General features: G+C 39.5%; 14 protein-coding genes. 7 read left to right on the top strand and 7 right to left on the bottom strand.

The window, feature by feature from the left end:
- The coding region (locus tag UC75_RS18090; protein ID WP_228137493.1) for an ATP-binding cassette domain-containing protein at positions 1 to 1,491 on the top strand (1,491 nt) is incomplete at its 5' end.
- Between the two features lie 50 nt (positions 1,492 to 1,541).
- Here the strand turns inward: UC75_RS18090 and UC75_RS18095 are convergent.
- The 6 genes from UC75_RS18095 to dnaA form a co-directional block, all read right to left on the bottom strand.
- Entirely contained in the window at positions 1,542 to 2,468 is a 927-nt protein-coding gene (locus UC75_RS18095; RefSeq protein ID WP_049838385.1) for a hypothetical protein, read from the bottom strand.
- Positions 2,469 to 2,603: 135 nt separating this feature from the next.
- Positions 2,604 to 2,996 (bottom strand): cytochrome b562, encoded by a 393-nt coding sequence (cybC, locus tag UC75_RS18100; RefSeq protein ID WP_005308364.1) that lies wholly within the window; start codon positions 2,994 to 2,996, stop codon positions 2,604 to 2,606.
- A gap of 37 nt (positions 2,997 to 3,033) precedes the next feature.
- The gene (gene gyrB, locus UC75_RS18105) at positions 3,034 to 5,502 is read right to left on the bottom strand and encodes a DNA topoisomerase (ATP-hydrolyzing) subunit B (protein ID WP_004795574.1); all 2,469 of its coding nucleotides are present in this window, start codon (positions 5,500 to 5,502) and stop codon (positions 3,034 to 3,036) included.
- Positions 5,503 to 5,554: 52 nt separating this feature from the next.
- Complete coding sequence (gene recF, locus UC75_RS18110) at positions 5,555 to 6,637, bottom strand: DNA replication/repair protein RecF (RefSeq protein WP_005308367.1); 1,083 nt, start codon at positions 6,635 to 6,637, stop codon at positions 5,555 to 5,557.
- A 14-nt stretch (positions 6,638 to 6,651) separates the two neighbouring features.
- Complete coding sequence (gene dnaN, locus UC75_RS22410) at positions 6,652 to 7,800, bottom strand: DNA polymerase III subunit beta (RefSeq protein ID WP_005308370.1); 1,149 nt, start codon at positions 7,798 to 7,800, stop codon at positions 6,652 to 6,654.
- A 97-nt stretch (positions 7,801 to 7,897) separates the two neighbouring features.
- On the bottom strand, positions 7,898 to 9,304 hold the full coding sequence (gene dnaA / locus UC75_RS18120; RefSeq protein ID WP_049838386.1) for a chromosomal replication initiator protein DnaA: 1,407 nt from the start codon (positions 9,302 to 9,304) through the stop codon (positions 7,898 to 7,900).
- Positions 9,305 to 9,985: 681 nt separating this feature from the next.
- Between dnaA and rpmH the strand changes: the two genes are divergently transcribed.
- From rpmH to mnmE, 5 genes are all read left to right on the top strand, one after another.
- Positions 9,986 to 10,120 (top strand): 50S ribosomal protein L34, encoded by a 135-nt coding sequence (rpmH, locus tag UC75_RS18125; protein ID WP_000831329.1) that lies wholly within the window; start codon positions 9,986 to 9,988, stop codon positions 10,118 to 10,120.
- A 29-nt stretch (positions 10,121 to 10,149) separates the two neighbouring features.
- The gene (gene rnpA, locus UC75_RS18130) at positions 10,150 to 10,542 is read left to right on the top strand and encodes a ribonuclease P protein component (RefSeq protein WP_004795567.1); all 393 of its coding nucleotides are present in this window, start codon (positions 10,150 to 10,152) and stop codon (positions 10,540 to 10,542) included.
- A 10-nt stretch (positions 10,543 to 10,552) separates the two neighbouring features.
- Positions 10,553 to 10,873: a membrane protein insertion efficiency factor YidD gene (gene yidD, locus UC75_RS18135; RefSeq protein WP_003656027.1), complete on the top strand. Its 321-nt coding sequence runs from the start codon at positions 10,553 to 10,555 to the stop codon at positions 10,871 to 10,873.
- 5 nt (positions 10,874 to 10,878) lie between these two features.
- The gene (gene yidC / locus UC75_RS18140) at positions 10,879 to 12,639 is read left to right on the top strand and encodes a membrane protein insertase YidC (protein ID WP_004795565.1); all 1,761 of its coding nucleotides are present in this window, start codon (positions 10,879 to 10,881) and stop codon (positions 12,637 to 12,639) included.
- 91 nt (positions 12,640 to 12,730) lie between these two features.
- Positions 12,731 to 14,086: a tRNA uridine-5-carboxymethylaminomethyl(34) synthesis GTPase MnmE gene (mnmE, locus tag UC75_RS18145; protein ID WP_049838387.1), complete on the top strand. Its 1,356-nt coding sequence runs from the start codon at positions 12,731 to 12,733 to the stop codon at positions 14,084 to 14,086.
- Positions 14,087 to 14,135: 49 nt separating this feature from the next.
- On the opposite strand, the gene UC75_RS18150 is transcribed toward mnmE, so the two are convergent.
- Positions 14,136 to 14,399 carry a metal/formaldehyde-sensitive transcriptional repressor gene (locus UC75_RS18150; protein WP_004795563.1) on the bottom strand — a complete coding sequence of 88 codons (264 nt, stop codon included), beginning with the start codon at positions 14,397 to 14,399 and terminating at the stop codon, positions 14,136 to 14,138.
- A gap of 57 nt (positions 14,400 to 14,456) precedes the next feature.
- Between UC75_RS18150 and UC75_RS22415 the strand changes: the two genes are divergently transcribed.
- A partial coding sequence (locus UC75_RS22415; protein WP_228137494.1) for a cation diffusion facilitator family transporter occupies positions 14,457 to 14,948 on the top strand: 492 nt, incomplete at its 3' end.

Consider the following 14,948-nt stretch of genomic DNA (forward strand, 5'->3'; position numbering starts at 1 on the left):
AGTTTCTCAGGTGGATGGCGTATGCGCTTAAATTTGGCGCGTACCCTTATGAGCCGTTCAGATTTATTATTACTAGATGAACCAACTAACCATTTAGACTTGGATGCAATTCTGTGGTTAGAAGATTGGCTTAAAGCCTATGAAGGTACACTCATCCTCATTTCGCATGACCGCGACTTTTTAGATGCAATTACTGATCATATTCTTCACATCGAAAATCAGGAACTCACGCTTTACACCGGAAACTACTCAACATTCGAAACCACACGTAGTGAACGTCTTGCCCAACAACAACAAGCTTTTGAGAAACAAGAAGAAACACGTGCTCATCTACAAAAATTTATTGATCGTTTTAAAGCAAAAGCGACGAAAGCTCGTCAGGCGCAGAGTCGTATTAAACAACTTGAGCGCATGCAGCAACTTGCACCCGCTCATGTAGATACGCCGTTTACGTTTAGTTTCCGTGAACCCACCAAAATGAGTTCTCCTTTGCTGACTTTAGACAATGCCAGTATTGGTTATGGTGATAAACAAATAGCCGAAAAAATCAGATTACAAATTACACCAACCTCACGTATTGGTTTACTTGGTATGAACGGCGCAGGTAAATCAACATTGATTAAGAGTTTGGTTGGTGATTTACCACTCTTAGCAGGTGAACGTAAAGCTTCCGAACTGCTTAACATTGGTTACTTTGCGCAGCATCAAATGGATGCTTTAGATGGCAATGCTACTCCAATGTTACAGCTTGCTCGTATAGCAGATAAAAAAATTAGTGAAGCCACCCTACGTTCTTTCTTAGGTAGTTTTGGCTTTAGTGGTGAACGCATGGATACGCCATGTGAAACCTTTTCTGGTGGAGAGCGCGCCCGTTTAGCCCTCGCACTCATTGTATGGCAGCGTCCAAACGTTTTAATTCTCGATGAACCGACGAACCATTTAGATCTAGATATGCGTCATTCACTGAGCATGGCATTACAAGACTTTGAGGGTGCTGTTGTACTGGTTTCCCACGAACGCCAACTCATTGCAAGTGTTTGTGACGAGCTTCTATTGGTACATGGCGGTAAATGTACCGAATTCGAAGGTGATTTACAGGATTATGCAAAATGGCTACGTGAAGCACGTCAGCAACTCATTAATGCTCAAACTGCTGTGGCACAGAATAATTCGTCTTCTACCACTGCCACCGCCCCAGCTAAAGTTGATAAAGAAGCACAGCGTAAAGAAGCAGCTCGCCGTCGTGAACAGACTCGACCTATTCGTAAAAACATTGAAAAAGTTGAGTCTCAAATTGAGAAGCTTCAACCGCAGCTTGCCAAAATTGAAGAATCTCTAGCAGACACATCTCTATATGAGGCTGCACGTAAAGACGATTTACTCAAACTTATGAATGAACAGACTGAGCTGAAGGCTAAACTTGAGCAACATGAAGAGCAGCTTTTAGAGCTCATGATGGAGTTAGAAGAAATGGAAGCTTCTTTTGATTAATCTGTTTTCTAAAATAAAAAAGCCGATTTCTTAATCGGCTTTTTTATTAATTAATAAGGGGTATAAAAAGCCCCTAATTCATTTAAATTGCTATTTACAGGTAAAGGCCAAACATTGCTTGATTGGCTATCTGCGATATATAGATCATAACCGCCTCGACTGCCTGTTTGCCCTGCAAGAGACACCACCATGTAACGCTGATCTAAAGGCGCTGGATCTGAAGTATCATAATTAATGCTGTTGAATGGCAAACGTGTGGTTTGTTTATTAGCCATATCATAGAGATAGATCTGATCATGAGCATTTGTTGAGCTATACCAGCGCACATATAAAAACCGACTTTCCTGCCACCATACTGGATAATATGAGGCAATATTGGTCAGTTGTGTGTCATAGGCACCCGACTGATCAATACTGAAGACTCTAGAATTATTTCCAGCACCTTTCGCATACAAGATTTGGGTGGTATTCACCATCGGATAAGGCATCGACTCTTCTATGTCCCAACCATTTTGAGTGACAGAAGTAATCGTCCGATCCGTCATTTTAACGATTTTTAAATCGCCATTTTGTTTAAAAATAATACGCTGGTTATCTATGAATTTTGGATCTTCATCACGTTTATTATTTCCCTGAGTTAAGTTAATGGGTAACTCACTACTACCCACTTTCCAAGCATACACATCCCATGAATCGCCATAATGCTGCCCAGAGTTAACCCCCATAAAAGTTAACCATTTTCCATCTGGGGAAAAATGACCATTCATCATATGGTCGATTTTCCAGTTTGTGCCCAGTAATGTAGTCTGCTGCGTTGTGAAGTTATAAAGATAAAGCTTACTGTCCCATGCGTCATAATCACTATAACGATGAAATACTAATTTGCCATAAAAGGTCGGGACTGTAGCAGCATGCAATTGAAACACACTAGTGACAAAAACAATGCTACCCAATATGAGTTTATAAATCTTTTTCATAATTATATTGCCTATTGTTATTAGTAAGTACCGCCTAGAGAATATAACTTCCAATAGTTTAGGTGTTAAACAAAATGCTTTTCTGGATACAAAAAAAGGGCTAATGATGATTAGCCCTTTCCCATAAAAAATCAATTATCTAAATTTTTTATGATTTTCATTTCGAATTTTGACTAAATTGATTGCTTCAGTTTTTGCTTGGTCTAATTGTCCTTGCTCAACTAATGCAGTTACTTTATCAATCTCAGTAACAAGCTGATCTAAACCAGCTTGGTACTCTTTTACCTGAACATTTCCCGAAGGTAAACCTTCGAGTTTATGCGGCAAATATTGCTTAGAAGAAACTGCTGCTTCACGCATTACAACAAGTTGTTGTTTCGCATTAGCAGCATCTTTCGCTTCAGCAAATGCTTTAGTGCTCTTAGCTAAAGTTTTCATATTTGTTTCTAAATCAGCTGCCCAAACAGCAGAGCTTCCTAGAAACGCACATGAGATTAACAAACTAGCTAATACTTTCTGACCCATCATCTTCTCTCCCTAGACTGATTTAGAATCGTGTTATCAATTAAGCATCAATATCCGCATTTAAAGCATTTTCTTCAATGAATGCACGACGTGGTTCCACATCATCACCCATCAAGCAAGAGAACATCCGATCTGCTTCAATCGCATCGTCAATAGTTACCTGCAACATATTACGGTTTTCAGGATCCATTGTCGTTTCCCAAAGCTGTTCAGCGTTCATCTCGCCAAGACCTTTATAGCGCTGAATCATCATACCACGGCGCGAATCTTGCAAAATATGCTGCCAAACTTGATGGAAGTTAGCAACCTGAATACGGCGATCACCTTTTTGTAAATAAGCACCATCTTCAAGCAAACTGAACCAACTCTTCGAGTTTTTCAGCAACCGTGCATATTCAGCTGAATTCAATAAAGCCGCATCAAGCAAATATGCATGTGGCAAGTTATGAACATATACCGTAATACGCGGCCAATAATGCGCAGATTTTTCACCTTGAGCATTTTCACGCTCAAATGACTCTAGTGTAATTTCTGGGCGTAAACTTGGCTGTAATCTTGTAATGATAGCTTTTACTTGATCAGCCCATTGTTGTACATAAGCCTGATCATGATTTTGATCGCTCTTGAATGCTTCTACTTCAAGCAAAGCATCCAATAAGCTAGCTGGATAACGTAAAGTTAAGCGCTGTAAGCTCTTTTGTGAAACTTGATAGTCTTGAATGACTTTTGCAAGTGCTTCACCCGTAATAGCAGGTGCTTCAGCATTGGTATGCAAAGACAGCTCATCAATCGCATTTGAAATTAAATAAGTTTCCAACGCATCATTATCTTTGATGTATTGTTCCTGCTTACCCTTTTTCAATTTATACAAAGGTGGCTGTGCAATATAAATATGCCCACGCTCAACCAATTCTGGCATTTGACGGAAGAAGAACGTTAATAACAAAGTACGAATGTGCGAACCATCAACGTCGGCATCCGTCATGATAATGATTTTATGATAGCGTAGCTTATCGGGATTATATTCTTCACGACCAATACCACAGCCAAGAGCAGTAATTAAAGTACCAACTTCCTGACTAGAAATCATTTTGTCAAAGCGCGCACGTTCAACGTTCAGGATTTTACCTTTCAACGGCAAAATAGCCTGCATTTTACGGTTACGGCCTTGCTTAGCACTACCACCTGCAGAGTCACCCTCGACAAGATATAGTTCAGAAAGTGCTGGATCTTTTTCCTGACAATCTGCCAATTTACCTGGTAAACCAGCGATATCAAGCGCGCTTTTACGACGCGTCATTTCACGTGCTTTACGTGCAGCATCACGTGCACGTGCAGCATCAATAATTTTACCTGCAATCGATTTTGCAGCTTGCGGGTTTTCAAGTAAGTAAGCAGAGAACTCTTTGTTCATTGCTTGCTCAACTGCTGGTTTTACTTCACTCGATACCAGTTTTTCTTTGGTTTGAGATGAGAACTTCGGATCAGGTACTTTTACCGAAATAATAGCAGTTAAACCTTCACGCGCGTCGTCACCGGTTACATTGACTTTTTCTTTCTTGATAATATTTTCATTTTCAAGATATTGGTTAAGACCACGCGTCAACGCTGCACGGAAACCTGCTAAATGCGTACCACCATCTTTTTGAGGAATGTTATTGGTAAAACAACGAACGTTTTCTTGATAACTTTCATTCCACTGTAAGGCTACTTCTACAACAATGCCGTTATCTGTATCCGCAGTGAAATGGAAAATCTCATTCAGATGAGTTTTACCTTCGTTAATGTATTTTACGAACTCAGATAAGCCACCTTCGTAGTCATACACATGTTCAAGGTTAATTCGTTCATCACGTAAAACAATACGCACGCCCGCGTTTAAGAATGAAAGCTCACGTAAACGACGCGCTAGAATTTCTACGTTAAAGATAGTTTGACTAAAAGTTTCTGCACTTGGCCAAAAACGGACCGTTGTACCGCTCTTATCTGTTTCACCAATCACACGTAATGGATATTGCGGATCGCCGTGTTGATATTCTTGCTCATGCACTTGACCAGCACGAGAAATCATTAAATGTAATTTACGCGAAAGTGCGTTTACTACAGAAACACCTACGCCGTGCAAACCACCTGAAACTTTATAGCTGTTATCATCAAACTTACCACCTGCGTGCAGAATGGTAAGAATTACTTCCGCTGCAGAAACACCTTCTTCAGGGTGAATATCGGTTGGAATACCACGGCCATTATCAGAAACGCTTACTGACTCATCTTCATGAATAGTGACAATAATTTCATCACAATGCCCAGCTAAAGCTTCATCGATCGCGTTATCGACTACCTCGAATACCATATGGTGTAAACCGGTACCGTCGTCTGTATCCCCAATATACATACCCGGACGTTTACGAACTGCATCTAATCCACGTAATACTTTAATACTAGAGGAATCATAAGCCTTTTCATTGGTTTGTTCTGTTTGAGAGGCTGATTGAGACTCTGAACTCATGGTTTCTCCCTAGCAAATATAGGTTTATTCAAAGATGGTTAACATCAAAAAATTATGGTGAAGCAAGACTAACTTGACCGGATTCAACATTGAATAATTGATATGAAATAGACAGATCATGTAAGTGTTTTTTTACCGATGCATGATCTAAAGTTGTCATAAAAACCTGGCTACCAAGTTGGCTTAATCGTTCAATTAAACGTTGTTGTGCGGTTAAGTCTAATTCTGCTGTCAGATCATCTAATAATACCACAGTTTCCTTATTACTCGCATGTAACATTGCAATTTGTGACAGTTTTAAAGCAATAATCAGCAGTTTTTTCTGACCTCTTGATAAAACCACATCAGCGTGGCCAAACGGGGTTTTTAAGCGCAAATCTGCACGATGTGGACCATATTCGGTATACCGTCTTTCGATATCTTTTTGATGTTGATTTAGCAGGTCTTGCATGAGGCCCTGCTCTGTATGAAAACCTGGACTGTATTCCAGTTCAATTTCAAGATCAGGGAGTAATTGGCTCAAATCGTTTTGAAAAAACACATTCCATTGTTCCACAATACCCAAGCGCTGAGAGTGCAAAATTTCACCATAATCACTCAGCATTTTGTTCCAAGGCTCTAAATCAGCCAACGACAAATTTCTTCGGGTTTTAAGTAACGTATTTCGCTGTTTTAATGCACGCGAATAGTATTGCCACGCAAAATAAAACTCAGGTTCCACGTGGAACATCAGCCAATCTAAAAGTTGGCGTCTTGGTTTTGCACCATGGTCAATAATGTCGGTACTTTGTGGATCAAGATGCTGCAAAGGAAGCAATTTAGCAAGTTGGCCTTGGGTAGCTACGGTATCGCCATTGACCTTCATCAACTGCTCACCAGATGCTAACTTTTGCATGCCAATTTTCTCAGTACTAGACTGTGCAAAGACAATCGCATCTTCGGCAGCATACTGAATATAGTTTTTAGGAATATGAGTGCGGAACGATCGTCCAGTTGCAAGCAAATGAATTGCTTCCAGAATTGAGGTTTTCCCTGAACCATTAGCACCGTAAAATATATTAAACGGTTGCAACCCTTGGAGTGCAACCGTTTTTAAATTACGCACACGTTCAATGTTTAAGCGCGTAAGATGCATATTAGATAGCCAGACTATACACGCATCGGCATAACTACATAAGTTTGATCAGTATGTGCTGGGTCTTGAACCAAAACAGACTGATTCGCTTCACTCATACTCATGTTTACGTCATCGCCATCAAGTACACCCAATACTTCAAGCAAATATTGCGCATTAAATGACATTTCAAGCGGTACGTTTTGATATTGGATAGCTAAATCTTCAATCGCCTCATCTTGCTCAGGGTTATTCGCACGAAGCTGTAAAGAATCTTGATTAAAATTCAAGAAAACGCCACGCAATTTTTCATTACTCAAAATTGCCACACGTTGTAATGATTGCTTAAATACATCATGGCTAATTAATACATGTTTATCGCCACCACGTGGAATTACACGACGATAATCAGGGAATTTTCCATCAATCAATTTTGTTGTAAAACGAACAGTAATATCACCCTGCTCTTTGTCACGACTTGGCGTATTGATGGTTACATTTAACAACTCACGACCAATCAACAATGTTAATTGTTCATCTTCAATACTCAGTAAACGCTGTAATTCACCAACAGCTTTACGAGGTACAATGGCCTGAACCAATTGAGATGATGTAGAAGAAGCCGTAATTTCACAAAGTGCTAAACGGTGTCCATCTGTTGTTACTGCACGTAATTGATTTTCATCAATTTCCAATAAAGTACCTGTTAAATAGAAACGTACATCTTGTACAGCCATCGCAAAAGCAGTTTTTTCAAATAAACGCTTTAACTCACGTTGAGTTACCTGTACTTGAGTACCTTGACTATTTTCAGTCGTCAATAATGGATAATCTTCTGCTGGTAAAGTTCCTAATACGAAACGGCTATTACCAGATTTTAAGATACATCTTTGATCTTCAGTAATTTGTAAATCAATTAATGCAGCTGTAGGCAATGATTTACAAATTTCCATTAATTTACGCGCAGGGACTGTGGTTTCCCCTGCTTCAAGGCATGCCCCTTCTGTTAAAACAGTGCTCGCAACCAGTTCGACCTCTAGATCGGAACCAGTAATGGTGAGCGCCTGAGCATTAGTCTGAATTTTGACGTTTGAAAGAATATTCAATGTATGACGACGTTCTACCGCACCGACAACATGCGATAAAACATTGAGTAAACTTTCTTTAGCGATTTTCAAACGCACGATTCATTCCTCTAGCAACTTGGAGCAAATATTTCATTTTTTAGCTGTGTACTATGCTGCACTTACGTAGACTTTGCAACAATGTCTTATTATTTCATTAACTCTGAAGTAGACGCAGTAGATTTTTATAATCTTCGTCAAAAATTGGATCTTCTCCGCGCAGACTGGTTACTTTTTCACAAGCATGCATCACGGTACTGTGGTCGCGTCCACCAAAAGCCATTCCAATTTCAGGAAAACTATCACCGGTCAATTCACGAGCAAGTCCCATTGCTAACTGACGTGGTCGAGCATAAATTCGCGTACGTTTGGGCCCTACTAATTCTTTTAATGGGATACGGAAATACTCACTCACCACACGCTGAATATTTTCTACACTAATCGTTCGTGCACGGATAGCCAACACATCTTTTAAAGACTCACGCACAACATCAAGATCGATTGGCGCACCTTTAAAACGAGAAATTGCAACGACTTTATTAAGTGCCCCTTCAAGTTCACGTACGTTAGCAACCACTTGTTGTGCAATAAATAATGCACAATTTCGAGGTAAATCAACGCCACTATTTTCGGCTTTCTTTAATAAAATTTCGATACGAGTTTCAATATCTGGTGGTTCAACGCCTACTGAAAGTCCCCAAGAAAAACGGGAAACTAAACGCGGATCTAACTCTGTTAATTCTTTTGGATAACGGTCTGAAGTTAAAATAATTTGTTTAGATTCATCAAGTAAAGCATTAAATGTATAGAAGAACTCAACTAGACTCGCCTCTTTACCTGCTAAGAGATGAATATCATCGACCAACAATAAATCCAAAGAACGACAGTTTTTCTTAAACTCTTCTACTTTGCCTTTTTGTAAAGAACTCACAAAATCTTGAACAAAACTCTCAGAAGTCATATACATCACACGAGCATTGGGTTTGGCTTGTAATAAAGCATTACCAACAGCTTGCATTAAGTGTGTCTTACCTAATCCTGTAGGACCGTATAAAAACAAAGGGTTATGCTGTGAAGCACCTAATTGAGTTAATACTTTTCTACATGTTTCAGCAGCCATCTGGTTCGAACGGCCTTCAACAAATAAAGAAAAAGTAAACTGAGGATTCAGTAGTTTCTTTTTTGATGTTTTCGGATTGACCACACTATTTGCATGTGGGCTAGAAACAGACTCAGGCTCTTTTTTTGCTTTAATACTTTGTGGTGGTGCAGTTTGCAAAGCAGCTGTAGTGGTTGCTGGTTGTTCGCTCGATGACAAAATACTCCCAGGACGAGAATCAACTAAAATCTCAACCTGACGTACACGTCCTTCTGACAACTGCTCAGCCAATATAGAAATTAATTCTAAATGATTCTCTTGAATGTAACGCGTCCAATAAGGGTTAGGAGCATAGAGACGTAGTATCCCTTCTACTTCTTCAGCAACTAATGGGCGAATCCACATCGCAAAGACGTTATCAGAGAGCTCTTGTCGCAAGCGAGTTAAGCAGTCTGTCCAAAGCATGTGTATCCCCTATTTTTGCGTTTTTAAATTCAAACAATCTAAAGATTCACCCTTCCATATGAGAAGGGGTCGCCATTCTAACCAAGTTATCCACATCTGTCATGACGAATTCGAGTGATTTTGTCTAAAAAGAAAACTCTTGTGAATAAATTTAAATTCAAAACCACTTGTGTATAACTTTTTGCACAACCTGTGGATAAATTATCACACAAACTTATCCACAATCCATAAATATAATAAAAACAGAGTTATCAACAACCCAAATACATGTTTTTTAAATTTAAAAGTACGAAATCCACAGAAAAAACTGCTCCTAATAAGAATAAATATAAATTTTAAAATTTGAATTTATTTAATAGGGGTGTGATCTTTTGTGGATAACTACAAAATATGAATTTAAATTCAAATGCAGCAAATCAAAGCCAAGATCATATCTTGTTTTGTTGATAAATATGTATATAAGGTGTGTATATAATAAAAGTTCTAATAAAAATAGACAATTACTTTGTGTATAACTTTAAAAACTATATATTGCACTGAATTATGACAATCATAAAAAGAAGTAGAGAGATTAAAAATTTGGGTTAAATACAAAACTTTCTTGGTTTTTCATTGACAGCGTAAACATTGCACAATAAAATCGCGGACCTTTATAGAAAGATCATTTTTGGGAGTTTCGATATGAAACGTACTTTCCAGCCATCTGAATTAAAGCGTAAACGCGTTCATGGTTTCCGTGCTCGTATGGCAACTAAAGCTGGTCGTCAAGTATTAGCTCGTCGTCGTGCAAAAGGTCGTCATAGCTTAACTGTTTAATACTGTTACGCTGACCAGACTTGGGTGTGATGACACTTTACAATTTTAGCACAGATGTGCGAATACGCTGTGCTGCAGATTATAAAAGTGTATTCGATGGTGCGCTTTTTAAAGTGCATCAACCCCATTTTTTATTTCTTGCAAAATTAACCGAACAGCCTAATAGCCGTTTGGGTATTGTTGTTGCTAAGAAAAAAGTGCGCCGTGCGCATGAAAGAAATCGAATAAAACGTCTTGCTCGTGAGAGCTTTCGTCTACATCAGCCGAATTTTGGATCAGATATAGATATTGTGGTAATGCCGAAAGTCGGTATAGAAGCGATTACGAATGCTGAGCTATATCAACAATTAGATTTTGCTTGGCAAAAATTACAACGCTTAGCAAAAAAACATTCTAAAGTTGGCACAACCTCGCAGAATTAAGAGATAGCCAATGGTTCGTTTTCTACGTTGGTTGATTCGACTGTATCAAATTGCGATTAGTCCGCTTCTTGGACCCCGTTGTCGTTATATCCCGACCTGTTCCCAATATGCGATAGAAGCATTGCAAACTCATGGTGCAATAAAAGGCGTTTGGTTATCTTCTAAACGAATTTGTCGTTGTCATCCGTGGGGCGGATCTGGATATGATCCGGTACCGCCAAAAGCAATTCGTTTTATTTCGTTTCATCAAATAGATTCTCAAACGCATCATGTTGCTGTACCCTTTCGTGATCGTTTACTGAAGCAAAATCTCTCTAACCATTTGGGGTAATAGATATGCAACAATGGGCCAGGTTTGCAATTCTCGGGGCCATGTTTGTCACCGCATATTTGCTCATTTTGGCTTGGCAAAAAGATTATGGAAATGCTGCAACTGCACCGCAAAAACAAGCGGCGGCTGTAAGTTCACATGAAGTATCTGCTGATTTGCCAAATGCTAAAAATGCAACAGTGGCTTCCGATGTGCCACAAGCAAATATTGCGCAGTCACAAACCACAGATGCAACTGCACCTGTGAATCAACAGCTTATTTCAGTACAAACTGACCTTTACCATATTTGGATCAATCCAAAAGGTGGTGATATTGTTCGTATTGAATTACTCTCACACGACAAAAGCAAAGACAGCGATCAGCCATTTGTTATGCTTGAAAATGATGCCAAGCGTACATATGTTGCTCAATCTGGCTTAATTGGTTTGAATGGACCAGATAGCAGTCGTGGTGGTCGTCCATTATATGCGGTTGAAAAAACATCATATACTTTGGCTGATGCTAAGGGTGTACAGGATCAAAAGGGTCAATCTGAAAAAGTTTTAAACGTTCCAATGGTATTTAAAACACCTGAAGGCGTTGAAATTATTAAAACTTTCACCTTTACCCAAGGGCAATATCCAATTGTTGTAAGACATCAAGTGATTAACCGTAGCCAACAAAGCTGGCAAGGTCAGATGTTTGGACAATTAAAGCGTGATAACTCTGATGATCCTGGTAAATCTTCTCAAGGTATTTTCACTCTAGGAACTTTCTTAGGTGGAGCTTGGGGAACACCTGATTCACACTACAACAAGCTTAAGTTTGCTAATTTCTCAGAAGAAAAAGTAAATACTGAAGCGAAAGGTGGATGGGTTGCGATTGTTCAGCATTATTTTGTAAGTGCTTGGATTCCTGGGAATCTTAAACTGACTCAAGCAAATGGTCAGCCTTATGTAGCTAAACTTGAATCTCGTCAATCTGCGGATCATATGAATATCATTGGTTTTACCTCACCAGTGATTAATGTTCCGGCAGGCACTTCAATGGAAGTGGACGCAAAACTTTATTCAGGTCCGAAAGTACAATCTGAATTAAAAGATTTAGCGGTTGGCTTGAATCAGACTGTCGATTATGGCTGGTTATGGCCGATTGCCAAGTTATTGTTCTTAGGTCTTCAATTCTTCCATAGCATTGTTGGCAACTGGGGATGGTCAATCATCTTACTTACCGTGATGGTGAAGATGATTTTATGGCCTTTATCTTCAAAAAGTTATCGTTCTATGGCGAAAATGCGTGTGATTGCACCAGAAATGCAACGCATGAAAGAAGAATTCGGTGAAGACCGTATGCGCTTCTCGCAAGAAATGATGGCTTTATACAAACGTGAACAAGTGAATCCACTTTCAGGTTGTTTACCATTGTTGCTACAAATGCCAATTTTCCTTGCTTTGTACTGGGTACTCATGGAAAGTGTGGAATTACGTCACGCACCGTGGTTAGGCTGGATTCAAGACTTGTCAGCAATGGATCCTTGGTTCATCTTGCCGTTAATCATGGGTGCTACCATGTTTGCACAGCAAATGTTGAACCCGCAACCCGCTGATCCTATGCAGGCAAAAGTGTTCCGCATTATGCCGATTATGTTCACGGTATTTATGTTGTTCTTCCCAGCAGGTCTCGTGCTGTACTGGATTGTGAACAACAGTATTACTATTTTACAGCAGTCGTTTATTAACAAGAGCGTTGAAAAAAGTCGTATAAATAAGACTGAATCAGCTTCTTAATCGTTGAACTTTTGCTGAATAAATCCGCTTAAGATGGTAATCTTAGGCGGATTTTTCTTTGGCTGGATTTTAGGTTTTTTAGGTGAATAATATGCAAAGTCAAACCACGATTGCCGCAATTGCAACGCCACCAGGGCGTGGTGGTGTGGGCGTGATTCGCCTATCGGGACCTAAAGCTTATGAAATTGCTCAAAACCTGACACAGAAAAACTTGCCTGAAGCACGTATGGCAGGTTTTCGTAAGTTTTATGATGCTGATGGCAGCATTATGGATGAAGGGATTGTTCTATGCTTTCCCAATCCCCACTCGTTTACAGGTGAAGATGTTGTAGAGCTACAAGGTCACGGTGGTCCAGTCATCCAAAATGCCTTGCTGGGGCGTCTATTTGAGCTGGGTGCAATTGCTGCAAAAGCTGGTGAATTCTCCATGCGTGCTTTTGAAAATGGCAAGATGGACTTGGTACAAGCGGAAGCAATTGCCGACTTGATTGATGCGACTTCACAAGCTGCAGCACGTTCTGCCGTTCGTTCTTTACAAGGCGCTTTTTCAACAAAAATTAATACCGTTTTAGAAAAACTGATTCATTTACGCTTACATGTTGAAGCTGCAATTGATTTTCCTGAAGAAGAAATCGATTTCTTAGCAGACGGTAAGATTTTAGCTTTACTTGAAGATGTTCAGCAGTCAGTACATGCCGTTCAAACATCTGCACGACAAGGTCAATTACTACGTGAAGGTTTACAAGTCGTGATTGCGGGTAAACCAAATGCAGGTAAGTCGAGCTTGTTAAACGCGCTAGCTGGCGTTGAGCGCGCAATTGTGACCGATATTGCTGGTACAACTCGCGATGTTTTACATGAAAAAATTAGCTTAAATGGCCTACCAATCACCTTAACAGACACAGCTGGCCTACGTGAAACAGGTGACATTGTTGAAAAAGAAGGGATTCGCAGAGCAATTAAAGAAATTGAACAAGCTGATTTGTTATTGCTGGTTTATGATTTAAATCAAGGCGATGACCCATTAAAACTTGCTCAAGAATATTTTGCTGAACACATTGAACCGCGTCGCCTAATGTTAATTGGCAATAAATGCGATTTAACTGGTCAATTAGCTGAAATAAACGATTTTCAAGGGTTCCGTCATATTACAGTTTCAGCAAAACAAGAGATGGGCGTACAAGGCCTCGTAGATGCGATTACAGCGCATGCAGGTTTCCACCCTGAGGAAGACACCTTTATTGCGAGAACACGTCATTTAGACGCAATGAAGCGCACACAGCTATATCTTTCAGAAGCACATGAGCAACTTGTTGTGTTTAACGCAGGTGAACTGGTTGCTGAATCATTACGCCTTGCTCAAAATGCTTTAGGTGAAATTACCGGTGACTTTAGCGCCGATGACCTATTAGGCAAAATCTTTGGTTCGTTTTGTATTGGAAAATAATTAAAAAAACTCTGAATGATGCACATGGTTGTGTCATTCAGTCACCTCGTTAGCCGTATCTTTTTAGAACCTTTAAAAACTCATCTAACTCATTCTGATCAACTTGTGCTTCTTTGAGCACATGGTGATGTAAGTGTTGTTCCATTAATTCACTCATTAAACCGTTTATCGCACCTTTAATTGCAGCAACTTGTTGCAGTATTTCTATGCATGAAATATCAGGCTGTTCAACGGCATGCTCAATACTATTAATTTGCCCTTTTAGTCGTTTTACACGATTAACTATTTTTTTATCCTGACCAATGTGACTCATCTGTGTTCTCTTGTATAATTCAATATACTGGTAGGGAGTATATTGGGTTTAAATTTTATGCAGGATTATAGTGTATCACGTCATCATCAACATCAGTTTGATGAAGGAAATCCACTTGCACAAAAACGTATTTTGATTGCAACGATTTTAACGGCATCTATGATGGTGTTAGAAATATTTGGTGGATGGTTTTTTAATTCAATGGCCCTTCTGGCTGATGGTTGGCATATGAGTTCACATATGTTGGCACTCGGTTTAGCCTATTTTGCTTATCGTGCAGCTCGTCATTATTCCAAAGATCGTAGGTTTAGTTTTGGAACTTGGAAAATCGAGATTTTAGCGGGTTATAGCAGTGCAATTTTGCTGATGGTTGTTGCCATTTTTATGGCTTTTCAGTCGATACAACGTTTATTTAATCCAGTTGAGATTTTTTATAATGAAGCAATTCCTATTGCAATTTTAGGTTTGGTCATTAACTTGATTTGCGCATGGTTACTTCACGATGATGGGCACCATCACCATCACCATCACCATCACCATCACCATCAC

It is taken from the genome of Acinetobacter sp. V2 (assembly GCF_001188385.1).
GTDB classification, from domain to species: Bacteria; Pseudomonadota; Gammaproteobacteria; order Pseudomonadales; family Moraxellaceae; genus Acinetobacter; species Acinetobacter oleivorans.

Bases quoted from the DNA above. Each gene is read 5' to 3' on its own strand.
- cybC (WP_005308364.1), bottom strand. From the start codon at position 2,996: ATGATGGGTCAGAAAGTATTAGCTAGTTTGTTAATCTCATGTGCGTTT.
- yidD (WP_003656027.1), top strand. From the start codon at position 10,553: ATGGTTCGTTTTCTACGTTGGTTGATTCGACTGTATCAAATTGCGATT.
- yidC (WP_004795565.1), top strand. From the start codon at position 10,879: ATGCAACAATGGGCCAGGTTTGCAATTCTCGGGGCCATGTTTGTCACC.
- dnaA (WP_049838386.1), bottom strand. From the start codon at position 9,304: ATGCTTTGGACAGACTGCTTAACTCGCTTGCGACAAGAGCTCTCTGAT.
- gyrB (WP_004795574.1), bottom strand. From the start codon at position 5,502: ATGAGTTCAGAGTCTCAATCAGCCTCTCAAACAGAACAAACCAATGAA.
- rpmH (WP_000831329.1), top strand. From the start codon at position 9,986: ATGAAACGTACTTTCCAGCCATCTGAATTAAAGCGTAAACGCGTTCAT.
- rnpA (WP_004795567.1), top strand. From the start codon at position 10,150: ATGACACTTTACAATTTTAGCACAGATGTGCGAATACGCTGTGCTGCA.
- recF (WP_005308367.1), bottom strand. From the start codon at position 6,637: ATGCATCTTACGCGCTTAAACATTGAACGTGTGCGTAATTTAAAAACG.
- mnmE (WP_049838387.1), top strand. From the start codon at position 12,731: ATGCAAAGTCAAACCACGATTGCCGCAATTGCAACGCCACCAGGGCGT.
- UC75_RS18150 (WP_004795563.1), bottom strand. From the start codon at position 14,399: ATGAGTCACATTGGTCAGGATAAAAAAATAGTTAATCGTGTAAAACGA.
- UC75_RS18095 (WP_049838385.1), bottom strand. From the start codon at position 2,468: ATGAAAAAGATTTATAAACTCATATTGGGTAGCATTGTTTTTGTCACT.